14 protein-coding genes, 3 pseudogenes and 1 other annotated feature are annotated in these 24,650 nt (G+C 49.2%); of the genes and pseudogenes, 5 read left to right on the forward strand and 12 right to left on the reverse strand.

Annotation, left to right across the window (positions count from 1 at the left end; all coding sequences use genetic code 11):
- The first annotated feature begins 80 nt into the window (after positions 1-80).
- Positions 81-1,254 (forward strand): annotated as a pseudogene (locus NIT79A3_RS14885) (IS3 family transposase).
- Between the two features lie 39 nt (positions 1,255-1,293).
- On the opposite strand, the gene NIT79A3_RS18885 reads toward NIT79A3_RS14885, so the two are convergent.
- The 5 genes from NIT79A3_RS18885 to metK all read right to left on the reverse strand — a co-directional run bounded on the left by NIT79A3_RS18885 (position 1,294) and on the right by metK (position 7,296).
- On the reverse strand, positions 1,294-1,470 hold the full coding sequence (locus NIT79A3_RS18885) for a hypothetical protein (RefSeq protein ID WP_156797101.1): 177 nt from the start codon (positions 1,468-1,470) through the stop codon (positions 1,294-1,296).
- A 54-nt stretch (positions 1,471-1,524) separates the two neighbouring features.
- A complete protein-coding gene (locus NIT79A3_RS14890; protein ID WP_083817973.1) occupies positions 1,525-4,875 on the reverse strand; it encodes a C25 family cysteine peptidase in 3,351 nt (1,116 codons plus the stop codon).
- A gap of 190 nt (positions 4,876-5,065) precedes the next feature.
- Positions 5,066-5,191: a hypothetical protein gene (locus NIT79A3_RS19600; RefSeq protein ID WP_348225641.1), complete on the reverse strand. Its 126-nt coding sequence runs from the start codon at positions 5,189-5,191 to the stop codon at positions 5,066-5,068.
- Positions 5,192-5,524: 333 nt separating this feature from the next.
- Positions 5,525-6,106 carry a hypothetical protein gene (locus NIT79A3_RS14900; RefSeq protein WP_013966976.1) on the reverse strand — a complete coding sequence of 194 codons (582 nt, stop codon included), beginning with the start codon at positions 6,104-6,106 and terminating at the stop codon, positions 5,525-5,527.
- The gene (metK, locus tag NIT79A3_RS14905) at positions 6,103-7,296 is read right to left on the reverse strand and encodes a methionine adenosyltransferase (protein ID WP_013966977.1); all 1,194 of its coding nucleotides are present in this window, start codon (positions 7,294-7,296) and stop codon (positions 6,103-6,105) included. The genes NIT79A3_RS14900 and metK overlap by 4 nt, the downstream gene beginning before the upstream one ends.
- 677 nt (positions 7,297-7,973) lie before the next feature.
- Here metK and NIT79A3_RS14910 point away from each other — a divergent pair.
- From NIT79A3_RS14910 to NIT79A3_RS14925, 3 genes are all read left to right on the forward strand, one after another.
- Complete coding sequence (locus tag NIT79A3_RS14910) at positions 7,974-8,999, forward strand: helix-turn-helix transcriptional regulator (RefSeq protein ID WP_041360372.1); 1,026 nt, start codon at positions 7,974-7,976, stop codon at positions 8,997-8,999.
- 3,152 nt (positions 9,000-12,151) lie between these two features.
- Positions 12,152-13,045, forward strand: coding sequence for a DUF3616 domain-containing protein (locus tag NIT79A3_RS14920; protein WP_013966978.1), 894 nt, complete (start codon positions 12,152-12,154; stop codon positions 13,043-13,045).
- A gap of 568 nt (positions 13,046-13,613) precedes the next feature.
- The gene (locus NIT79A3_RS14925) at positions 13,614-14,702 is read left to right on the forward strand and encodes a hypothetical protein (protein WP_013966979.1); all 1,089 of its coding nucleotides are present in this window, start codon (positions 13,614-13,616) and stop codon (positions 14,700-14,702) included.
- A 157-nt stretch (positions 14,703-14,859) separates the two neighbouring features.
- On the opposite strand, the pseudogene NIT79A3_RS14930 reads toward NIT79A3_RS14925, so the two are convergent.
- Positions 14,860-15,765, reverse strand: a pseudogene (locus NIT79A3_RS14930) (IS3 family transposase); the annotation flags it as partial.
- Positions 15,694-15,787: a sequence feature (AL1L pseudoknot), on the reverse strand. (Overlaps the previous pseudogene by 72 nt.)
- 44 nt (positions 15,788-15,831) lie before the next feature.
- Between NIT79A3_RS14930 and NIT79A3_RS14940 the strand changes: the two are divergent.
- Positions 15,832-17,000, forward strand: a pseudogene (locus NIT79A3_RS14940) (IS3 family transposase).
- Between the two features lie 405 nt (positions 17,001-17,405).
- Here the strand turns inward: NIT79A3_RS14940 and NIT79A3_RS14945 are convergent.
- The 6 genes from NIT79A3_RS14945 to NIT79A3_RS14970 form a co-directional block, all read right to left on the reverse strand.
- On the reverse strand, positions 17,406-19,598 hold the full coding sequence (locus NIT79A3_RS14945) for a hypothetical protein (protein WP_156797103.1): 2,193 nt from the start codon (positions 19,596-19,598) through the stop codon (positions 17,406-17,408).
- A gap of 73 nt (positions 19,599-19,671) precedes the next feature.
- Positions 19,672-21,690 carry a hypothetical protein gene (locus NIT79A3_RS14950; protein ID WP_013966982.1) on the reverse strand — a complete coding sequence of 673 codons (2,019 nt, stop codon included), beginning with the start codon at positions 21,688-21,690 and terminating at the stop codon, positions 19,672-19,674.
- Between the two features lie 76 nt (positions 21,691-21,766).
- The gene (locus tag NIT79A3_RS14955) at positions 21,767-22,711 is read right to left on the reverse strand and encodes a hypothetical protein (protein ID WP_013966983.1); all 945 of its coding nucleotides are present in this window, start codon (positions 22,709-22,711) and stop codon (positions 21,767-21,769) included.
- Between the two features lie 217 nt (positions 22,712-22,928).
- Entirely contained in the window at positions 22,929-23,348 is a 420-nt protein-coding gene (locus NIT79A3_RS14960) for a DUF6006 family protein (protein WP_013966984.1), read from the reverse strand.
- 37 nt (positions 23,349-23,385) lie between these two features.
- The gene (locus tag NIT79A3_RS14965) at positions 23,386-23,892 is read right to left on the reverse strand and encodes a TIGR02594 family protein (protein WP_013966985.1); all 507 of its coding nucleotides are present in this window, start codon (positions 23,890-23,892) and stop codon (positions 23,386-23,388) included.
- Positions 23,893-24,012: 120 nt separating this feature from the next.
- Complete coding sequence (locus NIT79A3_RS14970) at positions 24,013-24,531, reverse strand: hypothetical protein (protein ID WP_013966986.1); 519 nt, start codon at positions 24,529-24,531, stop codon at positions 24,013-24,015.
- Between the last annotated feature and the right edge of the window lie 119 nt (positions 24,532-24,650).

The following is a 24,650-nucleotide window of genomic DNA, read 5'->3' on the forward strand; positions in this document are numbered from 1 at the left end:
GATAGCGCTAACTGAGCTTCCCCCGAAAAATAGTCTTCCAAGGATGACGTACAATTAACGTTACTATTGAGAGGAAGACGATGAAGAAGATACCGAAGCAGGAATACACGACCGAGTTCAAGGAGCAAGCGGTCAAGCAAGTGAAGATGGGAAAGTCGATTGTTCTGGTAGCGAAGGAACTGGGACTGGTAGTACAAACACTGCGCAACTGGGTAAAGTTGGCGGAGGCAGGCAAACTTAACGGTAAGGGTACCAAGGTTGTCACACCGGAACAAATGGATCTATCCCGGTTACGTGCTGAGAACGTAAGGCTGAAACGGGAGTGTGAGATCCTAAAAAAAGCAACGGCGTACTTCGCGAGAGATGTTGTGCGAAGTACGCCTGGATTGATAAGCAACGGGAGTTTTCTCTCGCCGAGATGTGTACGATATTAGATGTCAGCGTGAGCGGATACCGGTCGTGGAAGCGTGGTAGCAAACCGGATCACAAACGCATCACCGACGTTCAAATGCTGACGCTGATCCAATCTATTCATGCCGAACTCAAGGGGATCTACGGTAGTCCGAGAATGGTCAGAGAATTGCGTGACCGTGGGTTTCCAGCTTCCAAGAAGCGGGTTGAACGTCTAATGCGAGAGAACGGCATTCGTGCAAGGCACAAGCGGCGCTACAAGATAACGACGGACTCCAGGCACAATCTGCCGATTGCACCGAATCTGCTGGATCGGAATTTCAGTCCAGCCGCGCCTAATCAGGTCTGGACATCCGATATCACTTACCTATGGACAGATGAGGGCTGGCTATATCTGGCTATCGTGCTTGATCTGTTTAACCGTGAGGTGGTTGGCTGGTCGCTGAAACCGCGCATGACTGCAGACATCGTTACAGATGCAACGATGGCATGGTTTCGCAAGAAACCTGCAGCAGGATTGATGCACCACTCAGATCGGGGTAGCCAATATGCCAGCAAAGAATTTCAGAGAAGGCTCAAGAAATACGGCATGATCTGCTCAATGAGCCGTAAAGGTAATTGTTGGGATAATGCCCCAACCGAAAGTTGGTTCAATAGCTTCAAGAACGAGCGAGTACATGGACTGCGTTTGAAACACGCGCAGAGATGGCTGCCATGAGCTTCGAGTACATCGAGGTACTTTACAACCGGAAACGGCAGCACTCAACGTTAGGCTATAAATCGCCAATGCAGTTTCTAAATGACTGGCTAATTACTCAACCGAAGGAAAAGCTGATAGCATAAAACTATTCGCCCATTGGAAGACGAAAAACAGGGGGAACCTCAGGATGCCGTGTTTGGCGTTCTACCCAATGTTTCCGGGCGCCGATGATGTGGCCACAACAGCAGAGGCGAAGGGCGACTACGCCAATACCGAACGCCCGGCCCCGCAACCAGGCGCATAAGTCTCGCTTTTCGATGGCAATCTCGTAAACGATGGAGAGGCGGCGCAAGAATCATTGGCGACGCCTCTCCATGCGTATCCGCGGTGCGGTTCGCGGTCAGGTCACGTCCTCATGTTGCGGCTGACGTCGGTTCTCCTTCGCTGAAGCGGAACCGCTCGATGACACCACCGTCCTCTACGCTGTCCACGAACAGTTCGATCGCCTGCCGAGCCACAAACGCGTTCTCGAGTGCGTCGAGGATAAGACGGTAGTCGGGGCGTTCGGAGCTCGCCACGAAGTTTCGCTCCGAACCGTCCACTTGCATCCGCACCGTACTGCGGTGCGCCCCACCCTCCCGGTGCGAGAGTTCGAGCACCGTACCGCGCACCCAGTCAGAGCCAGTGATGATCGCGTCAACGCGATGCGTCGCGAAGTCGCTGTGCGACGCGGTGATCTCGATGTCCCCGCGCGCAAAGCCGCTCAAGTCGAAGCGTGCGTCGCCGTTGCCATCGGTACGTGCCGTGAGAACTCGCTCGCCCTGGCGGATGTGAACGAGGACATCCGCCGGCGGTTCCGGATGTGGGATCGGAATCGGTGGTTGAACCTCTTCGACATGCACCACGATCGGCCCGCGCTTGTAGACCTCGGACACCTTCACCGTGACGCGCCGAACTCGGCCGCTTCTATAGAGCTGCATCTCCGGATCGCCGAGGAGGTTGAGCGCAAAGATCGCCCAGCGCTCATAGACCGGGTTGAATCCTGTGGTGCCAACCAGCCCCGTGCGGCTGTCGTTCAGCAGACCGATCTGGCGAACGGCCGTCAAACGGTGGAAGAAAGCGCGCTGGAAGTTGTCACCGACGCTGATCCAGGAAAAACGCGTGTTCCCCACATATGCAACCGCGCCGCCATTCGGGGCGCAGACCAGCGCTTCGCTGAAGGCATCGTTCGAGTCGACCTGATTCGTTAGGCATGAATCGGCATACCCGATGAAGGTCTGGTAGCCGTTGGTCAGCCCAGATGCCATGTAGACCGATCCACCGCAGCAGCCGCCGTCGTAACCGTGCCCGGAGAGCGACACCACGTGGGGCCCCGCATTCAACGCCGCTTCCAGGCGGTTCGGTGTCAGATGCTGCACCGGCGCGGCCACCGCCTGGGCCGGCGTGAGGTCGAGCTCGTCCTCGTACAACCGGGAGACCCTGTCCCACCCAGGGAGTTCGGTGCGCAGTTGCTCGCGCAGCTGCTCCTGATCCGACATCGAGCTGTCCTGAACAGACGAGTCGATCAGGAAGTTTGGCGGCGATACCTCCACTACCGCGCCGTAGACAACAATCCAGGGGCTCGGAAGCGGGAAGAAGATGATGCCAAAAGGCGGGAGTGGAATCGAAATGCCATTGGCACGCAAGTCGGCGACGCTGCGGGCGAAGTGCCAGCCGCGACCACCGTCGGTGACGGCTTCATCATACGGGATCACCCGGCGATCGCTGTCCGAGATCTCGGCGATCACGTCAAACGCAAAGCTGTTAGGCGCGGCGGCAAGCTTGATGATCGCGTGCTGGCTCCCCGCCGCATGGTGATACTGGTTGTCGGCGGGGGGGAAGGACGCCGTTGAGGCAATCCAGGTCGGGCCGCCCCAGTCGCTCGAGGCGAGAAGCAATCGCCGCGGCCAGTTTCCATCGAGCGAGAAGCCGGTCGCCGGAGAACGGAAGCTCTCATAGGCGATGACCTTAGCGACAAAGGTGTCCGCTTGCACCGCGCTGTCCACCGGCGCACGACCGACGCTGATGTCGGTGTTGAGTACCACCCCATCCATGTCGCCGCTGCTGTTGTACTGGCCGTACAGGCCGTTGTTCAGCGCATCCCAATCGTGTTCCGGGAAGTAGACATACGGGAGCGTGAACGTCATGCCGAATGGACCGCTCAGCGTTAGGTACGCGATCACGTAGCTGGAGAGACTGGCGTAGTACAAGTCGGTCGGCAGTGTATTCCATTGGTACAGCCACTGCAGCGACGCATTGACCATGGAAGCCGGCCCGTTGACCCTGACGAAGTTCGTCGGCATCGTCGTGCGCGTCGCGTAGCTGTTCGTGGTCGTGAAGTACCACCCGGGACTGGTCGCACTCGACGCACCCGTGCCGTCGTACGGGATCAGAGCTCCGCTCGCCGGATTCACGAGGACGTTCATGGAGCTACTGCCACTCCACCACGTACCAGGATTGACTACATGCATCTTGAGAAAGCTGCCGGTCCAAAAGGATGTGTTGTCCGCCGGAGGATCGACAGCTCCAACGCCGATGCCACCTTCGATCGCTCCCGCGACGCGGCGGATCGGCACCACCCCGACGTCGCCGCCGAGGAGCAGCCAGGAGACGCCCCAGCGCGGCACGACGTCCTGCAGGAAGCGGCGAATGACCTCCTGCAAGTCACGCGCGCCGCTTCGATAGCTCCCGTACCGTCCACCGACGATGTCGGTGATCGTGACCACGCGCGTCGTGATGCCGCGGCTCCGCTTCCAGCTCGCGAGCTTATTGAAGGCAGCGACCATGCCGGGGATCGCGGCGCCGCGCGTGATCGTCGCTTCATTCCAGGCGCAGTCGTCGGTGATAATCAGGTACTCGGAGCTCAACTCGAGCGTCGGCCAGCGCTTCGAGATGTCAATCACCAGATCCGGGTTGACGACCTCAACGCGGGCAATGTCGTACACGCGCTTGGCGTGCGTCGATGACGTGATGACGGGCTCGGGGAGCGGCGCGATACGATTCGGGTCGATCTCGTAGCCCAGGCGCTGCTCCAGCTCTTTCTGCGCCGCCCGCTTGTCGGCGAGCGGCACCGTGTCACTGGTGGTGAGCACCAGGTCGAAGCGCGTGCAGAGCTCGAGCAGGCCCTCGGAGTTGAAGCGCAGTGGATTGAGCTCAATCAGCGCGAGGTGCGCCAGGCCAGCCTGCTCGATGCCTAACGCCCGCGCCAGCGGCCGCGGTGAACGAATCTCCTCCTCGTAGAGCCGTGCGTCGGGAGGGACGACCGGCGGCGCCGGGAATGGCTCCGGGAATTCCGAGGGCTCGTTCGGCCGCACCCGCCGGCACGATGGCTCGCAGTCGGGGCGCTTCTCCTCCTGGTACTTTGTGCTCGCTCGCTTGTCGACGCCCGGCTGAAGCGGTTGCACCGGCGCGACGAATGTCGGCTCCTGCGTGACGAGGACGCACTGGGTGTTCTCGATCGCGAGGCTTGTGGGCCATTCCATCTGCGGCACCGCCACCTTGATGACGCGTCGCGGAAGGGCTGGCGCACCGACCGCCCCACTGGTTTGAGTGCCTGCAAGCTCGGCGACAAAGCCGAACGGTGTGCGGTGAAGCGTTAGGTCGTGAGCGTCGAAAGAAATGGTAACGCGAACGGTCCCGCGCTCCGTGTTAGGTTCATGATGGCATTCGCAGTGCATGACTCCTTCTCCTGTGTGGGTATAGGAAAAATAAACCACCTTTTCCATAACTTTTGAATGTACTGAAAGCTGGCTCAATTGTCAAACACGGTGATAATCGATTGAAAAATTACTGTATTCCGATTCAGTTGTCACAAAAAGTCAAAGATTTTGCCGCGTTTTGGCGCTTCAGGCGAAAGACGCCCAGGGGTAAAGGTCAGCCCAGTGATGAAGAGGATTGAAAGGAGCGAGCACGGGATCAGGTTGGCTCGAAAGGATCAAAGATTTGTGCAGGTGCTCTAGGCGGCACCCTGGCAGGCAAACCAAGATGGTCAAGAATTTTAGTGATTGCGGCTTTCTCCAGAATGCCGGCGATAATTTTCATATTCCCGCCACAATGCGGGCAGCGCTCAATATCGATCTCGAACACCCGTTTTAGCAAACGCGTTCAAACTTGCAACCGCACATCCAAAGCGGCCCGACTATCGATAGCAACTTCATGAATCGCATCGACAAATAAATCCCCGACAGTCCCCAATCCGAGCCCTTCCATACGCTTCGACATTTTCGCCATTCCTTGCGGCATATCTCTTCTATTTCATGCATTTGCTGTAATTACAGTCTTGAATTGAGGCATTTTTTGGCCACGAGCTGAAAGAGGAATTCACCTAATCAACTCGATTCCGGAGGCAATAAATGCCAGCATCCGGAAAACGGTTCAAACCTGAGCAGTAAACCTTTTAATATTTATTACTACTTCTTCAACATCTCTAGCCCAAATTGTTTCTGTTGCAGGCCAGATAACGCACGCCATCGGGCACCACGTTGCTGCGATTCTTTTAGCATTCTCGACTAGCTCATCCTTTGTTATGCTGTTTGGATAAATCAAAACACGGTCGTATGCTGCAATATGAGGATATTCCGCACCAAAATATGAACGCCAACCCGGTGGCGCAATTGTTATGATTTCCGACTCAGAGAGATAAATGCGTGATTTGGTGCCTCTACCCATAACCACCTTCATTGCTTGCGCCAGAATCTCTTCTATTGTTGCATCTTCCGGGATACTCACATAACCACCAGCAAGACCAGTAACCCAGAACCAGAGTCGTGGGTAATTAACTTTGCTTTTTTCATTACTTACTTCTTTGTTGCTGATAGCATTTATGAGCATTGCGGTTTTTGGCGATCTCCGAATGATGTAACTATGCTCAAGCCAACGCTTAATAAAGAGCTTATTCTTTTCGATTTCGTTAATGCTTCTGGCTTTGAGGTTAATACTTACAATTTTTCCATTCATACTAACCCCTTCATTCCAATCTCTTCCCAAGGCAACTCGACATCCGTTCGTCCGAAGTGCCCGTATACCGATGTTTGCGCATAGATGGGGCGTTCCAGATCGAATGTTGTGATGATGCCTCTCGGTGTCAGTTTGAAGTGATGACGCACCAATGATTCAAGATCTTCGTCAGATCGTTTTCCGGTACCATAGGTATCCACCATCACCGATACGGGTTCTACAACCCCTATGGCGTAAGCCATTTGCACCAGGCATCTTTCAGCCAATCCTGCTGCCACGATGTTCTTGGCAATGTATCTCGCCATATAGGCGGCTGAACGATCTACTTTACTGGGGTCTTTACCTGAGAACGCGCCACCACCATGCGGGCAACTGCCGCCATAGGTGTCCACGATGATCTTGCGTCCTGTCAATCCTGTATCACCATTTGGGCCACCCACTTCAAAGCGGCCTGTCGGATTGATCAGCGCCTCGAAGTGATCGCCGCGCAGTTCAATCGGGATCACTGCTTCAACAATCTCCCGACGCACCGTCTTCCGTAGCTCTTCGGTACTGATGTCAGGCGAATGCTGGGTGGATAAAACCACCTTCTCCACTGCAACGGGTTTTCCATCGACATATCGAACGCTGACCTGACTTTTGGCATCGGGCCGCAGCCAGGGCAGTGCACTCGATTTACGCATTGCCGATTGCTTACGTACAAGCTTATGAGCCAAGCTAAGGGCAAGCGGCATGAATTCCGGCGTCTCGTCGCAGGCATAACCGAACATGAGCCCCTGATCGCCCGCACCAATTTCGCCGTCAACCTGATCAACACCCTGGCTGATGTGAATAGACTGGCGATTAAAGGCAATCCTTACTTCACACTGATCAGGATCAATGCCATCTTCCTTGCTGGTATAACCAATGTCGCGGATTGTCTGGCGTACTATCTTTTCTGCGTTGTCACGAGCCGTTTCAAATACTGCCGGATCGGCTGTTTTGAACTCTCCGGCAACCAGCACGAACTGATCAGCCAGTACTGTTTCGCATGCGACCCTTGCTTTGGGTTCAAGCGTCAGAAAAGTATCCAGGATGCGATCAGAGATCTGATCGGCCATTTTGTCGGGATGACCCTCTGAAACAGATTCCGAGGTGAACAGGCAATTCTTACCCGATGGTAAAGAATTAGATTGGTATACAGTTTTCATAAATAACTCCTTCCCCCATTTATCCCTGCGTTCGCCGGTTCCTAGGGGAGGAGGAGTTTGGCGACGTTTAGCTGAATTTATGAGTCGCCCGCAATTATCGGTAAATCGGCGACTTGAAAAGCAAAAACCCGTTTCTGGCTTTAAGCTAGAGAACGGGTTCAAAGTTCTCCGGTTTAGCTGTATTTATAATGCGCCCGCAATCGAAACAAATCGGCGCTTTTGAATATATTCTCTTGTCAGATTATTTTTGCAAGTGATAATTTTCTTGCTGTGATGGAAGTAGTAACGGTTCATAGCAAAGTGACTGTATTGTAAAAGGTTGGATTTAACCTGACATATTCAGGAATAGAATTGAATAAGCGCTGACAATTTTGGCATTTTTGAAAGACCGCGTCCGGCCAAAAGCTGTCATTACATCCACTCATCAGAAATGACTTATTCTCAGCCAAATGGCCATTCAATCAAAACATTCAGAAAGTCCGCTTCTGCCCCCCCCCAATCAGCAGTTCAAAAGGTTTTTTAATGAAAACTGTATGGTATGTAATGCTTGTGACTAACATTATTTGATGCTATTTAAATCTTAAGCAATCAGGCTATTTTATCCAACTTATGCTGATGGGATGTAGTACACATATAATGTGTGTGCAATGCAATACACATATTTTGAGTACGAAATTATGACCACAGAAAAACCATTTTTATACACGGCATTTGGCGATTTAGTTATGCAATTGCGACTAAAGGCTGGATTTGCCCAACAATCCGATCTTGCTAGTTTAGTGAAATCATGTCAGCAGACCGTCAGTCGCTGGGAATCAAGGCTTTCCCGTCCGCGAGTTAATCAGATGCCTTTGCTTGCTAGTGTTTTGAAAGTTGATCTTGCGGAGCTTCTTGTTGCAGCTGGATACACGGCACCTACACCAGTAGCAACTTTCGATAAACCGTTCCCAATTGATGCACTCAATCCTGATAGTTTTGAACGCTTTTGCTTCTATTTCTTGCAGGAAATGTATCCGACCGCCAAAGTGCATCGTGTTGGGGGGCAAGGGCACACTCAAGATGGTCTTGATATAGACGTGATCTTTCCTGACAAAATCTACTATACCTTTCAATGTAAACGTGTTGACAATTTTGGCCCCGAAAAAGTACATGTCGCAGTTGCCAAACATACCCGTGAGGCAACGAAGAAATTCTTGCTTCTCACTCGCCCTGCCGCAAGCCCTCAGGCTAGGCAAGCAATACGTGATTATGAAGATTGGGATATTTGGGATAGGGAAGACGTATCAAGAACCATACGGCAATACCTATCAAAAGATCAGCAGCTACGTCTTGTTGATACCTTTTTTCATGGTCAACGACTCGCATTACTTGGAGAGACAGAAGCAGGCCCGTGGCAGACCACCTTGCGATTTTTTGAGGCATTCACAGGAGAACAGAAAGTCTTTAGCCATCAATGGCGGCTTGTAGGGAGGGAGAAGGAAACAGAGGATATCGTTAACAGCTTGTCAAACCCTACTATTCGAGCCACCTTTCTCATCGGCTCAGGGGGGGGGCGGGAAATCGCGTGTACTAAAGCAGGCAGTGGAGAATTTCGAACAAACGAACAGGACGGTTCTAATCCGCTTCCTTTCGCCCACGGAAGATGCGACCAACAAAAGTTTGGAAGACTTGGGGCGAGGTGCGAAGCTATTAATCGTCGATGACGCGCATAATCGCGACGATCTGCAGCTCCTATTTCAGCACGCATCCATTCCGGCAAACAAGACAACGCTTCTGCTATCGTTTCGCCCATACGGTCTCGACTATATCAAAGGCCAAGCAAGCAACTTTGCTTTGACTGGCGGAAGCATCACGGAGATCAAACTTATTCCACTGAATTTAGATCAAGCCACGCAGCTTGCTACCCAAGTACTTGAAAAATTTGCTGTCCCCACCAGAGCTGCAAAGGATATTGCTCGGCTTACGCTCGACTGCCCACTCTTTACCGTTATAGGAGCACAGGTTGTCGCCAAAGGAAATATTCCTCTCGAACTCGCAAAAAACGAAGGTATTTTTCGCGATACGCTCTTTGGAAAATTCCGTGACATCATCGCTGGCCATGTCGGCAACAAAAGCGATGCAGAATCAATCAAGAAGCTGCTCAATGTTCTTGCACTTATTCAGCCTTTTCATCCTGAAGATAGCGCAGTCGCGCAAACAGTCGAGCAAGTTGAAGGACTTAGTTTGCCAGAAACCAACAGGCTCATTCGCCTATTGACTGAAGCGGGGGTATTGTTCAAGCGTGGCGGAAAATATCGGCTCTCACCTGACTTGCTGGCTGATTACATCATCGAAAAGGCCTGTATAGGGATAAACGGAAGGTCAACTGGATATGCGGAGCAGGTTTTTGATGCGGTCAGCTATGCATATATTGAGCATGTTCTCGTTAATCTTGGAAAGCTCGATTGGCGTCGCGCGAATGGCGATCCAAGCAATAGCAGCTTACTGGACGGCGTCTGGCAGAAATTAAAGCCTTCATGCGATTACTCAGACCCGCACATCAGTGCTGTCACAGCCGTCGCCTACTATCAGCCGGGACGTACACTTGAATTTGCCGAGCATCTTGTCCGCGAAGGTGCATATCTCCGCGATCTACCCACTCTCATCAAGCATGCAGCATACAATTTAGAGCACCTTCCGCGTGCTTGTGAATGCTTGTGGGATCTGGGAAAAAGCGATGATCGTGCGCTCCACCAGCATCCTGGTCATGCGATTCGCATCCTCTCCGAGTTATGTGCGGTAGAACCCAACAAACCCATCGAATATAACGAGGTAGTTGTTGAATTCGGGCTTTCACTGCTTGATCAGGAAGCCTCTTGGAAATATGCATACAACCCGTTCGACGTGCTTAACGGGATTATGAAAACAGAAGGACATACAACCACATCGAATCGTAATAGTTTCTCGTATGAACCGTTTCTAGTTCTATCTAGTGCTGTAACGACCCTTCGTCAAAAGGTCATTGATATCACCATAAATCTGCTCACGCATACAGACACAAAAATTGCCGTGCTAGCAGCCAAGTTCCTTCATGAGTGCCTGCGATACCCTACGGGGTTGTTTAATATGCAGATATCTACAGAATCCCATGATGTTTGGACGGTAGAGTTTGTTAGTACTTTGAAAAAGATTGAAGTGGCAGCGCAAGCCAATGAACTTGACCCGCTCGTTTTCATTGAACTCATTCGTTCAGTGTCGTGGCATGCTCACTATGCAAAGGAGGAGACGACACCACTTGCAAAGCGGCTAGTAGACTCACTTCCCCAATCGCTTGAGTTTCGTACAACCCTCGCATTTATTGATGGATACGGGCAGCTTCTTGAGCGCTTGGACTATGAACAGCACAAGCAGGAGCGGAGCCAGCATTTAGTAACACTTACAAGCAATCTCCTTTCCGCATATCCAAACGGGGAGAAACTCCGCACTTTCTTGGAAATTATGCTAGCCAACATTGATCAAAACTATGCCGGTGGAAATGCATCACCTCATGTTCTGTATGAGATGCTCATCCAATCTTCAAATGCCCTTGCTCAAGCAACGGCAGAAAATGCTCTCCAAGATGCCAGTTCAAGGACAAAACAGTTTGCGGGTATCGCACTCTCGAAGCTGATGAGTGATAACCATGCTTATGGATTAACTGTCGCTCGAAAGTTCATCGAAACAGATTTGCCTGAACTACTTAAAGCGATCGGTCGAGCCTACAGCACACTAGACCTGAAAGACGATGGGTATACAGAAGATGACTTGATGCTGCTTCGGTGTGTTCTATCGTCCAGAGACCAGTGGGTCGTTCGGAACGGAATTGGAGCAATCAGATCTGTAGCTAAGAACAACAAGCTACTTGCCATTGATCTGCTTAAGTGCGTTGATATCGGCATTTCAGGCAAAGTTGCGGACGAGGTTCTTATGCTCTTTCAGGGAGATGAAATGATTCCGTTTCGCTTGCTCACAGACAGTGATATTGAACATTTTCTCAAGAAGTTGATGACAATACCTGAGCTGGATGGGCATTGGATCGAAAAGTTCTTGTCAAAGGCTTCTAGGTATCACGCGCAATTTACCGCTGAGTTCTTCATGGCTAGGGTTGAATATGCGGCAAGTACAGATGACAGCTACCGCCCATGCAATTATGGGCCGTATCTTCACATACCTCTACGCTTTCGAGAATCAGAGGAGTTTGGTTCACTTCTTCGACAGGTGGCTCAGTGGATGAAAAACCTTACCGAAAAGGATTATTACGCCGGTGAACTATTTAGTGTGATGTTTAGCCCCTTGGATGACGAGCTACTTGGATCCATCCAAGACTGGGTCGAAGTAAGCACACCTGACGATATGCGAATCATCTCTCAAGTACTTAGCAAGAGCGGTCCGAACTTTGTATTCGAGCAACGTGCTTTCGTAACTCGATTTATGGACAAGGCAAAGCAGCATGGAAAAGAGATGCTCGAAAATGCGATGAGTGCACTATACATTTCAGCCATTCCTGACTCGAAATCGGGCATTCCCGGGGAACCGTTCCCCGAAGACGTCAAGATGCATGATAATGCAGAAAAAGCACTTCAGGAAATCCCTAGATTCGCGCCAGCACGTCGCCTATATGAATCATTAAAGAAAAGCGCAGAGGATGGTATCAATCGCTCGCGCAGAGACCGTGAAGCATTCGAAGGTGAGTGATTTATATCAACGTCTAGCCAATTGAGAAAATCAGAGCTTGTCCAAAACTGGATATCGATCACGAAGAGACCAGCAGATCTTTGTCCTTTCTGATAGCTTGTTGGGCTATCCTATAGCCGTTACACAAACCAAAGGAATTTCTATGAATAGAAAATTTTCCGCTGTAGCAGTCATTATCGACGCCATGGTTCTTGCGCTACCAGTTACAGCAGCCACACTCTCGCCTATCACCAAGCACTTTGGAATGTGTGACGCATCCGCCGCCGTCCCTGTTGGATCTAATCTATTTATCGTCGCCAACGACGAAGACAACAAACTGAGGGTCTATAAAAGGAATGAGTCCGGTGAATCAATATACTCGCAGGATCTTTCTTCATTTCTGCAAATTGATCCCAAGCATCCGGAAGCTGATATCGAGGGAGCTACTCGCATTAAGAATCGTATCTACTGGATCACCTCACATGGTTCAAACAAAGAGGGCAAGACGCGTCCTAACCGCCACCGTTTTTTTGCAACAGAAATCGAAACTATCGGCGGAAAGTTCAATTTGAAGCCTATTGGCATACCTTTCCTTGGCCTAGTCAAAGCCTTTGAAGATTCCCCAGAACTAAAGGGTTACAATCTTGGAGAATCCGCGAAGAATGCTCCAGAATCCAAGAATGGGCTCAACATCGAAGGACTAACTAAAACCCCGCAAGGTACCCTGTTGATCGGATTCCGTAACCCTATTCCGGAGGGAAGGGCGTTGCTGGTTCCATTGGAAAATCCACAAGAAGTCATTACTGGAAATGAAAAACCAAAGCTGGGTAAGCCAATACTTCTGGCATTGAATGGATTAGGTATACGCAGTATTGAATACTCGGATGCCAAAGGAGCGTACTTCATTATTGCAGGCCCCTATGACGATAATGGCGTTTTCCAGCTTTATCAATGGTCAGGCAATCCTTCCGAAGCACCTGAATCAATTAAGACTGACTTCCGAGGATTACATCCAGAGGCATTGGTTGTTTATCCGAAGAAAAAAGAAATAATTTAGATCATTAGTGATGATGGATCAAAATCGATAAACGGACAAAATTGCAAAGGTTTGGCTAAGGCCCAGGATAAGAACTTTCGCAGCACTTGGGTAAACATAGAGCCTTAATAAAACCTTTTCCTCGGGGTTCTGGTGGCATTGACACACGGATAAAGTTATTCCAGCAGTACTCACCCTTATATAGATGCTCAATACCCAGCTCTTTCCATAAATCATCACATTCGTTTCTTTGGTCGTGAGAAATATAGCGATCGTATATAGAGTCCGCCATTAAACAGTTTGATTTTTCATAGCAGAGAAGGCCGGGATGCGGAGATTCTACTAAATCTTTTTAATGGCCGGATCAATAATTGCACTGATAGCATAAAATTATTCTTCCATTGGAAGACGAAAAACAGAGGAAACCTCAGTTGACGACCAAACCGTTCCCAGATATATTTAATTGTGGTGGAAAAGAGTTTTTATTTTTCCTATACGCGAAGCGGTGTATATTTCTTTTTGTATCTTCACGCCGTTATCTACGCACTGCACGTTCCCCGGCCTGCGCGGCCACACAATGGAGATCACCATGCGCAACTTCCGTTATCGCTGGATGCTTGTAACGCTGCTTGTGTTCGCCACGCTCGGTTGTGATCAGCGGGTCCCGATTCCTGCGCCGGAGCAGGACGCCAATCCCATTATCCACGTCGGCGCGGTCGCTTCCGGTGGCGGTGAGATCAAAGTGCCAGATGCGCACACCGGGAGTTGCGCCTCGCCGTGCAAGAACCCGGTGAGCACCGGCGCACAACTGGTGCTGTCGATTTCTGCGCAGAATCCGGGCGGCGTGAAATATCTTTCGGCGGTCATCTCTGAAACCGGCAAGCCCTCCTACAGCGTGCAACTCGAAAGCCAGCCGGACAAGCAGAACCGCGTGCCGACGCAATTGACGATCGCAGGCCACAATGGCACCGGCGGTGTAGGCAATACGCCTATCGGCGCGAAGATGAATAATCCGATCGGGACGTTTACTGCGCTCGTGTCCGCGACGAACTACAACGACATGACGTCGCTCTACACGGTTACCTACTATGTCGACGGCCATGTGCAGGCGAGCCTTGCGGCGTCTCCTGCCAGCATCTACCCAGGAGATAGCTCGACCCTCACCTGGAACACAACTCATGCCACCAGTGTGCGGATCGATCCGCTTGGCACGCAACCACCCAGCGGCTCCAAAACCGTCACCCCGAACGCCACCACCACTTACACGCTTACCGCCAAGGATTGGCTCGAAAGCACGACAAAAAGTGCGACGGTCACTGTTGGGGAGCGGCCGAAAGAAGGCTGTCTCGCCGGTGGTTTGAACTTCGTTTGGGATCCCGGCCGCTATGGTGGTACCGGCGAGATCACCGTCGGCGTTCGCTTCCACGGCACGCTTAAGAGCGCGCCGGTGTCGGGCAGCACTGCCGCGATGCAATTCACGAAAACCGAGTCACCGACGCTGAGCAACTACGCGGGCTACAAGGCCGTTCCGTTCCAAGCTTGCCAACTGATGACCGGAACATGGGCTGTAACGGCGGAAGTGATTTCCGGCCCGCTGCCGAAGCGGAGCATTCCTTGCACCGCGATCGTTCCCGGCTCAGTGGAATTCAATTACGAAGATAGTACCTGCCTGCCTTAGATTGAGAAGTGCGTCAGAGAACAGAATCAATACTGTCAGACACTATTGATCGCTTGTGGGAACAGCCCACACTTCGCCTATTGTCAGTGGCTTCACTGAATTGTTGTCGAAAGAGTATCTGTATGAATCACCCCGGGTTCTCTGGAGGCTGTTTGGTTTAAGTAACTTTGGCAGAATCCGAGTTGGCTAACTGCCGGTAGTATTGTGCCTCAGCTTCTGCAGGCGGTATATAGCCGATGGGTCCCAGCAAACGCTGGTGATTGAACCAGAACACCCAGTTCAACGTCGCCAATTCAACGGATTCCCTGTTTTTCCATGGCCCCTGCTTGTGAATCAATTCAGCTTTGTAAAGCCCGTTGATCGTTTCGGCTAGTGCGTTGTCGTAGCTATCTCCTTTACTGCCAACAGACGGTTCTATTCCAGCCTCGGCAAGCCGCTCCGTATAACGGATAGAGACATACTGGGAACCCCGGTCGCTGTGGTGAATCAAGGCACCCAGCTCCGGTTGCCGGGCGTATAAAGCCTGCTCCAGCGCATCCAGTACGAAGTCCGTGTGCATGCTGGAACTGACCCGCCAACCCACGATGCACCGGGCAAACACGTCAATGACGAACGCGACATACAGCCAGCCCTGCCAGGTGGAAACATAGGTAAAATCCGACACCCATAACTGGTTTGGGCGATCCGCCTTGAATTGCCGGTTTACGCGATCCAGCGGGCACGGCAGCGCCTTGTCTGAAACCGTCGTGCGGACAATCTTACCGCGCCGCACACCTTCCAGCCCCAACCGTTTCATGAGCCGTTCAACAGTGCAGCGAGCTACCTGTATTCCTTCGCGCTTAAGTTGCCGCCATACCTTGTCGGCACCATACACCTGCAGGTTGGCTTGCCAGACTCGTTGTATCTGCGGCATCAACTCGTCATCACGAATAGCTCGGGCACAGCGTAATGCCGGATTACGCAGTTCGACAGCGTGACGTCGATACCCTGACGGGGCGACCTGCAAAACCTTGCAGATCGGCTCGACCCCGTGGGTGTCACGATACCGGTCGATAAACGACTGAGCTTCCCCCGAAAAATAGTCTTCCAAGGGTGACATACAATTAACGTTACTATTGAGAGGAAGACGATGAAGAAGATACCGAAGCAGGAATACACGACCGAGTTCAAGGAGCAAGCGGTCAAGCAAGTGAAGATGGGAAAGTCGATTGTTCTGGTAGCGAAGGAACTGGGGCTGGTAGAACAAACACTGCGCAACTGGGTAAAGTTGGCGTAGGCAGGCAAACTTAACGGTAAGGGTACCAAGGTTGTCACACCGGAACAAATGGATCTATCCCGGTTACGTGCTGAGAACGTAAGGCTGAAACGGGAGTGTGAGATCCTAAAAAAAGCAACGGCGTACTTCGCGAGAGATGTTGTGCGAAGTACGCCTGGATTGATAAGCAACGGGAGTTTTCTCTCGCCGAGATGTGTACGATATTAGATGTCAGCGTGAGCGGATACCGGTCGTAGAAGCGTGGTGGCAAACCGGATCGCAAACGCCTCACCGACATTCAAATGCTGACGCTGATCCAATCTATTCATGCCGAACTCAAGGGGATCTACGGTAGTCCGAGAATGGTCAGAGAATTGCGTGACCGTGGGTTTCCAGCTTCCAAGAAGCGGGTTGAACGTCTAATGCGAGAGAACGGCATTCGTGCAAGGCACAAGCGGCGCTACAAGATAACGACGGACTCCAGGCACAATCTGCCGATTGCACCGAATCTGCTGGATCGGAATTTCAACCCAGTCGCGCCTAATCAGGTCTGGACGTTCGACTTCACTTACCTATGGACAGATGAGGGCTGGCTATATCTGGCTATCGTGCTTGATCTGTTTAACCGTGAGGTGGTTGGCTGGTCGCTGAAACCGCGCATGACTGCAGACATCGTTACAGATGCACTAACGATGGCATGGTTTCGCAAGAAACCTGCAGCAGGATTGATGCACCACTCAGATCGGGGTAGCCAATATGCCAGCAAAGAATTTCAGAGAAGGCTCAAGAAATACGGCATGATCTGCTCAATGAGCCGTAAAGGTAATTGTTGGGATAATGCCCCAACCGAAAGTTGGTTCAATAGCTTCAAGAACGAGCGAGTACATGGACTGCGTTATGAAACACGCGCAGAGATGGCTGCCATGAGCTTCGAGTACATCGAGGTACTTTACAACCGGAAACGGCAGCACTCAACGTTAGGCTATAAATCGCCAATGAGGTTTCTAAATGACTGGCTAATCCTCAACAGAAGAAAAAGCTGATAGCATAAAACTGTTCGCCTGTTGGAAGACGAAAAACAGAGGGAACCTCAGTCGATATCAGCGCTATCTTGCCACTCAAGAAAAAATCCCAGACAATTGAATCATCGGTTCATAAAAAAAGCGTGAAACTTTAGTTTGTGATCATCCTATCAGCAAGCAGCATCTGTAGAAAAAAATGATCCTGGAAAGCTGCCAGCAGATTTTAAGTTTGATCGTATCGAAACGAAATTTGAGTGCTTTTCTGAACATAGCAAATTCTCCCTGAATTAATATTGCTTACATTCCTGAGTTTCGACATGGGAATATAATCATTCTTGCCTTGTCTCATCAAATTTCCTAACACAGCACAATCTACATCCTTGAAATGGTCTATGCCCAACTATAAAACTATGGGCTCCATGAAAATCAGCATACCTCATTCAGATCGTCAAGCAGAAAGATAGGGTGTTGGCTAAAATCGTTCTGTAGGGTGAGCTGAACAGGAGGTTTTGTCGAATCAAGAAAATTCAGTTTGGCGATGAGCATCGAACTAAGCTCAGTCATTGCTTGTTCAAGAGGCAGTAAAATTTTAGTGCTGTCAAATGGACGATCCTTATGAAGGACCATCGGTGTAATCGCGACATCTTGTGCATTCAGCAAGGTAATCAGAATATCGATTCGATCAATACCCATAGTGACAAAATTCACCTTTGTAGCGTTTACTGAAAAAAGATATTGAACGTTCTGCACATCGACCGTCTGGAATTGAACAAATTTAAAAAGATCTGTTTTCGTCAAATTATCAGCGATCTGGAGTTCACAATCGCACAACAAACCCAATTCTTTGTGGTCAGCAGGCAAGTCCATGGCAAATATCCCCTTAGCAGGAATTACTTCACCAACCGGCACTACTGAAACATTCTGTGGCGTGAGCAGAGCGATTCTTGTCACGAAAAGATCGAATGACGACCCATTCTCGAGAATCGCTTTCTGATTAGCTTCATCAACCCGAAGAGCCATACCAGCTGATCCATTGGTCTGGGTATTTGTGAAATTTAAGAGCACGGGAACTTCGATCGGAATCGGAAATGCATCATCGAGACGAATACCAAGCATTCCAGTGAGAAACGGTTCGTGTGTTATCCGTAATTGCGCAATAAACATATTGGCATTGGCAACGGCTGGAGTGCCTCCGACCTGTTCTCTGATTTCGGTAGAGAGAGTAACGCCGTGAAGATCGGTTGCCTCGTTGACGAAGTGGAATGAAGTGAGAAACGGTGTCACAAGCTCGGATTCGGATTCTAGCTTAAAGCTTCGCGGCAAGTGAAAAGTCAGATTATGGAGTTCTAGTTCCGATTGATCATTGATCTCGTTAATGAGCAACAGGAGATCAATACTGCTGACGTCAGGAATAAGCGTAAAACTGAACTGGAATTTGCAACCTGCGTTGAGTCCCGGCGAGCTATCGACCAAAGCATTGCAAACCGCTGCACAACTATCGGATTCGCGCAAGATAACATAACGGGAAGGGATCACCAGAATTGTCCGACTAACCACACCCAGATAGAGTTTACTGATGGAAGGATAACGAGCTGAAACATCTCCTAAGGTCCGGAATTCAACGAATTCAGTCTGATGCGCATTGAAATTGCGAAGATCCTCGGCATTTATGATTACATGAGGTGTACTGATTGAAGCGATAGTGTATTTAAGACGATACAGATCCGCTTCGTACTTTCGATTGATATCTAGTGAAATACTGTAGGGAATAGGGATAGTCCCGAGCATTGCCATATTACTAGATATGTGCGATTGTGGGATTCTCCCCCAAGCTTGATAGCTTGCTGAAACTCGACATCTGACTGAGCTCCCGGCTATCAAACCTTGATAGAGACTGATAACGCGGATACCGAAAATGTTATCGACGGCAAACAGATAAGTTCCGTCATCGTTGGGTGTAAGAGTGGCTGAGCAAGCGAATGACTCGGAAATACCTTGTTGGTTGACCATTTGAATGACGATGTCTCCCATAAGGTTTTGCAAAGGAACTTCTCGCAGATTTCCCTTTGGATTCTCGGCGCTCCAGGCTATTGCATCCGATGGTATGATTTTTTTTATTGTCATCGTAAACCGGCACTTATTAAACGGGTTGCCGGTAGCTTGCTCGATCTCGGCAGTTTGGCTTGCCGCAAATCCGAATGCAAGATCAGGATCATCGATCAGGGAAAAGCTTGGCAGATACCACTTCTGACCAAGTTGCGAAGGAACTGAAAAGAGATTACCGGTCTGTTCAGCGATATGAGGCACATCTAAGGGAGGTGTGGAAGGATGAGGTACATCCGCTGGAATCATATCACGATTCACAGCGCGAAGAGCGATCCGGCTTTCATCGAAACGTAAAGTACGGGCACTAACAGCTGTAGGTGCCTGGGCTACAAATTTCTGGTGACTTACTGAATCAAGCATTTGCGTGGTTGTGGAAGCTCGGGATACCGCTACAAATTCCTGGCGACTTACTGAATCTAGCGCGTGCTTGTCTGTGGCCTGGGCTACAAATATCTGGTGATTCACTAAATCTGACGTCTGCTTTTTTCCAAATTCAACGAATATCGGTTTCATGGGCATAAAGCCTCCTAATACTGTATAGAAATAGATCCTGGAATATATTTTTGATTATGTAAACTATGGATGCTTAAATGTTATTCTTTTCAATTATCAGAGAAGAAAATCTCTTAATGTAATCATTGATTGTTGCTATCTTATCCACCGGAGGAGGAGGCAATAGAAGCTTCACCGGATTCACATACTTGATGCGCCCAGTCGGCAAGTCAATTTTTATGGGTTCCTTTGTCTCGTAAGCAACGGGGGGGTCAGTAAAATCCGGGCCAACCACTTGAACCTCGAGCTCGTATGTGAAAGCGGTTTCATTGAAGTACTTGTCGGAGAATATCTCCCAAATAATATTCTTCTCGTTCTCCGCAGTGATGTTGAATCGGTCTGTGCGCTCACCGATTTTGCACACCAAGGTCACAGAAATTGCCGCGTTAGGAATCCTTTGGCTAAGCATGAACTTGACAAATGTATATCCTACCTCATCGGGTGTAATGACGGGAGCATGACTCTTTGTCCGCACTTCCTTGGTGAAGGTCGACCCACCATTGGACAACTCGACACGTGGATCGCCTGGATCGTAGACAATCGTTTTACGAAGAATCACTTCATCAACATCCCAACCGGGAACAGGATCCTGCATCTTCATAAACGCAATATTCACGATCTCTTTGCCATTCTCCTTATTATTCCACAGAATCAACTCACTTGGCCTGTTCTGATCCTTATGACCAGTGACGTAGTGAAAGCCTTCACCGCGGAATTGAGGGTTTGGCTTTTTGTTTTCTCCAAATGAATTCGAGAAATCCGGATAACCAACTTCGAGTTGAATCGAAGTGATCGGATCATTGAGCTTAGTGCCATCGGGCAAAGCTTCATCCCAATTAACGTTTGTGGTAGCAGCAACCTGGAGTTTTTTAAAATATTCACCAATATCTACTACTGCCAGATATTTATCAAGATTCGCCTTGATTGCTGGCTCTAGATCATTTAGATCACCGGATTTAGTGTCATAGACCGCGATAGTCCCGTTGATCTCCAAAGTTTGAGTAAAATGCACACTACGCTTCTGATAGTTAGATTTCATCGAGACGTTGGAACCTCCAAAGATACTGCTGAAGAATCCACGATCGGCAGTTGCGGGAGTGTCTGGCTTTGGATTGAAATCAAAAATCTCATGCTTTACCATGTCGAGAGCAAACTTTCTTATATCTTCGACTTGAGATTCAATCATTTTCTTCAATGCATCATCTACCACGGCGTTATTCATAGTGATTTTTGTCGATATTCCACCGCTTGTTACGGTACTTTGATAAGCATGGGAAAGTGAGATGCTGTCAAGTCCCAGAAATCCCCCTGCTGAGAGTGCTACGGAAAACTGTTCGAACACTTTGTCGACATCGACCTTCACCTCAACCTGGCACGCATTAATATAAAATTGCTGTTTCAGATTGTAGTGGACTGTAAACGGTGACATCCCTTTCTTCAGGGAGCCGACAATCGCACCTGCAGCAAGCTCGTTACAGGTGACCAGGAAGGCGCTTATGCCGGTCGCCTCGATACTTCCTTTCCCAGCACCTTGAGCACTAATAAACATAGGCATCTTGGCCGGCCCGACTTTAATTAAATCTGGCACTTCGATCGTAGCATTATTCTCAACAATCGTGACGATTCCAAGCTCTGGATTGGGTTCATCTGGTCTAATGCCATCCAACTGCTTCAACTTTTTGGTCGCGCCCCGTATTACGCTGTCTGGCACTGCAAATGTTGTCGCAAATGTGCAGAATGAGCCCCCTGTTTCGACGGCTCCTCCCGTGGTCACGTCGTCAGTAATGCCGATCGTAGTCTCACCTGTGAGCAGTCCCTTAAATAACGTCATCCCGAAATCAAAGTCTGCTGGAGAAGTCTGTTTTTTGGCGAGAAACACTCGTTGCGGAACAAAATAATAATGAGTCGGCATCCCGTTTGCCCTCAACATGTGGTTGTTCGCATCAGGATAGACCTCAAGCTGGAATTCTCGACCAGTCTCATCATTCTGCGTAATAGTGATAAAGTTTGGCCCGAAAAGAGGGCCGAGAGGGGAAAGCAAATCAGAGGTCATAATTAAATCTCCTGTTAATGATTAGAAGAACGATGGTTCATAGCGGCGTGATCTCTGATCTGCCACATAGCATTGATTAAAACGCGAACCGGGCTTGCACAGCACCGTAGTAATTATTGATGAAGGCATCCATAGGCACCTCAAGCGCCTGACTGCCACCCCAAGTCCAGATATTGAAAAATACTGCGTCTCTCTCCACATCTTTAGAGGTTTCCCCGATGATGACCACCCAATGATTGGGAAACTCTGTTAATGGCCAGGAGGTATTGGCGGGTAGGTTACGTGCGGCTCGAATGAGATCAGCATTAATGAGTCCCGCGACATCGGTACCTTCGGCATTCAGCAATCCCGTTGCATGGGGGATGCCAGCGGATTGCATCCAGTTTGCTTCATTGAGAACTGAAGAATACAATCCCGTTTTCTTAAGCCAGTCGCAAAGTTCAGCTGGCGTAGTCCCTGCAGCGAGCATCTCGTCAGGTGTTCCATGGAAGGAGCCAGTCCAGAAAGCATTGGTTGCATTACGTAGGGCACCCATCACCATCCAATCTGCCTGCGGGCAAATTGATCCTCCCATATTTGGGATAAAATCTGAATAGTTTTTCTCGAGAATCTCATCTCCAGGAATCACAGATAATTGCCCGAGTTCAGCCTTCCCATTGTTAAACAGGCTGGTTGAAAAACTCGCAAACATAAGTGGATCGCGTTTGATAACAAACTGGAAGAATGCAGCAGGGCCACATAGATTCATCGCACCTTGCTGGATCAACCGTCCTGCAACATCCGGCTGGTCTTCAGCATCGCTGCTTTCGCTGCCGATTAGTTCAAGTAGTCGGTTGGCCACATCGACTCGATTTAGGAATGGCCATGCACTATCACCAATTTCTGTGCTAAATGCATCAATGACGCTTCTAGCATCTGCAATTGTTGAATTACGCAACTTATCAAAGGATTTGCTATCTTCTAAAAAAGTATCTAGTTGATCAGCATCGTCAAAGGCCAATTCATTCCCACTATTACTCATAATGTATCTCCTCACTTTTAAATATTCTGGCAGTTACAGTGTATTTTTATGACTCTGAACCGCCAGAACCCGCATCTATAACTGCCAGTACTACTGGTTAAAGGCTAGGCAGTGGTACATAAAACCGGATACTTTTTTAAGCAGCCTTTCTACACATGAACGCCCACTATTTTGCTAAGCTTTCAGTCTATGATTTTTAAAAGGTTTCTCTTAGCGATCATCTTGAGCACGACAGTGGATAACGCACACCATTCCATGTCGTCCATCCACTCGTGTTATTGTTTACCGGCTTGCCCAAATACCATTGATTACCATCAGCATGACGAAAAAAGATGCCTCCTTTTTTACCTACTTGAAGATTTGTTAATTGGACCCATTGAGAACCATTGTCAGAAAAATGGCCTCTCCATGTCACAGCAGAAGTAGAGCTGCAAATACCGTCGTCATCACAGCTTTGTTCGCTATTGTTCGCGATGTGCCACTCCATCCTAGCAGGCCTTCCATCGATCTTGCATGTCCAACTACCTGCCCACCAGCCACCAACTACCATGCTGGCTTTGACTGGTGTCGGCTCTACCAAGTAATGAGTAATAACAATTAGCACTGTAAGTAAAGAAAGTGGTTTTAGAATCATCATGATATGTTTCCTTGATATTGAATTTATGTTCGTGTTTTTATGCTTCTGAGCCCGCTGCTGCAAAATCCGTAACTGCTAGAAACTTAGGTTGTTGGTCTGGAAGTGGTACATCACTTGGCCAGCGATAGGCCACAATGTCAGAGCGATTAAATTCTGTGATAGATACTTGATCCCTCTGATTGCCACCAAGCCCATATACATGCTTATCATCCCAACCCACCACAAAAAATACATGTCCACCAACCAGTTTTCCAGTTTTATTGTCAATGCGTTTTTTTGTTGCGACAGCACCTAGTGCAACATCATCCAGTGCCTGTCCCCATTTCGCGTAATCCAATGCCCACAACGATCCATTACCTTTATGATTAGAGCGATTTAATACCGCTCCAACAAACGCAGCGCACCATGGTGTTTCATCATGAATAACCTCAGAATGTCCGGCATCTTTGAACAATCCAACAACGATAGGGTTATCTATTGATCCAGGTGATTCGTGTAAGCCGATCAACTTTTCCGCTTCCATAATCCAATCAGGTTTTGACATAACAGATCTCCAAATTTTCAATTTAGTTAATGTACATTGAGAATGTGCATTTCAATATGATCTTATGCATTTGCCATTCTGTACGTGATAATTCTCGCTTTCGTACTCATTTTTATCCGACTACGCATAGCCTCTGCTTACAATGACAAATGTTCCAACTGTTCCTATGGGCATACCACCAAGATCAACATCCGGTTTCGAATCGGGTCCATGAACTGCCCACACCGAACCTCTAATACTCATACTCCTACCGCCTGTGTTTAAAAAATTCTCAATGGGGAATGCCCAACCAGTAAGTTGATAGATTGCTCCCTTTGTTGGACCTTCCACTCCGATGCCAGTCGCTTCAAATTGCGCTGGATTTTTTCCAGATCCAAGAGCTCCTTTCACCGATACCGATAACTCAACACCTGGAAAGAAAGACAAGCGACCATCCAATACGTAACCATCGCTATCATTAACAGTGGATCTGAATGCTTGACCACATATGAATTCCCCTCTGGCCCATTTCCTCGCTGTAACTGCTTTACCTGGTAGGTCATCGACTTCCTCAGGTGTTGGCAGAACCAAATAGCTCTGATAAAACCAATCCTGAAACTCAAATCCAGGAAACCATGAGTCTTTATCTGTTGCTATCATTTTTAAAATCTCCTGTTTTATTTCATTAATTAGAAACTTAATGTAAATTGATATGATGTGGTTAAAAAATTGACCAATCTATTGATCCTCATGCCATTTGTCAGCAACAAGGCTTGTAA

It is taken from the genome of Nitrosomonas sp. Is79A3, assembly GCF_000219585.1.
In the GTDB taxonomy this organism is placed as follows: Bacteria; Pseudomonadota; Gammaproteobacteria; order Burkholderiales; family Nitrosomonadaceae; genus Nitrosomonas.

Coding starts and splice junctions, on each gene's coding strand:
- NIT79A3_RS14910 (WP_041360372.1), top strand. CDS start 7,974: ATGACCACAGAAAAACCATTTTTATACACGGCATTTGGCGATTTAGTT.
- NIT79A3_RS14890 (WP_083817973.1), bottom strand. CDS start 4,875: ATGGAAAAGGTGGTTTATTTTTCCTATACCCACACAGGAGAAGGAGTC.
- NIT79A3_RS19600 (WP_348225641.1), bottom strand. CDS start 5,191: ATGAAAATTATCGCCGGCATTCTGGAGAAAGCCGCAATCACTAAAATT.
- NIT79A3_RS14900 (WP_013966976.1), bottom strand. CDS start 6,106: ATGAATGGAAAAATTGTAAGTATTAACCTCAAAGCCAGAAGCATTAAC.
- metK (WP_013966977.1), bottom strand. CDS start 7,296: ATGAAAACTGTATACCAATCTAATTCTTTACCATCGGGTAAGAATTGC.
- NIT79A3_RS14920 (WP_013966978.1), top strand. CDS start 12,152: ATGAATAGAAAATTTTCCGCTGTAGCAGTCATTATCGACGCCATGGTT.
- NIT79A3_RS14945 (WP_156797103.1), bottom strand. CDS start 19,598: ATGAAACCGATATTCGTTGAATTTGGAAAAAAGCAGACGTCAGATTTA.
- NIT79A3_RS14925 (WP_013966979.1), top strand. CDS start 13,614: ATGCGCAACTTCCGTTATCGCTGGATGCTTGTAACGCTGCTTGTGTTC.
- NIT79A3_RS18885 (WP_156797101.1), bottom strand. CDS start 1,470: ATGATTCTTGCGCCGCCTCTCCATCGTTTACGAGATTGCCATCGAAAA.
- NIT79A3_RS14960 (WP_013966984.1), bottom strand. CDS start 23,348: ATGATGATTCTAAAACCACTTTCTTTACTTACAGTGCTAATTGTTATT.
- NIT79A3_RS14955 (WP_013966983.1), bottom strand. CDS start 22,711: ATGAGTAATAGTGGGAATGAATTGGCCTTTGACGATGCTGATCAACTA.
- NIT79A3_RS14950 (WP_013966982.1), bottom strand. CDS start 21,690: ATGACCTCTGATTTGCTTTCCCCTCTCGGCCCTCTTTTCGGGCCAAAC.
- NIT79A3_RS14965 (WP_013966985.1), bottom strand. CDS start 23,892: ATGTCAAAACCTGATTGGATTATGGAAGCGGAAAAGTTGATCGGCTTA.
- NIT79A3_RS14970 (WP_013966986.1), bottom strand. CDS start 24,531: ATGATAGCAACAGATAAAGACTCATGGTTTCCTGGATTTGAGTTTCAG.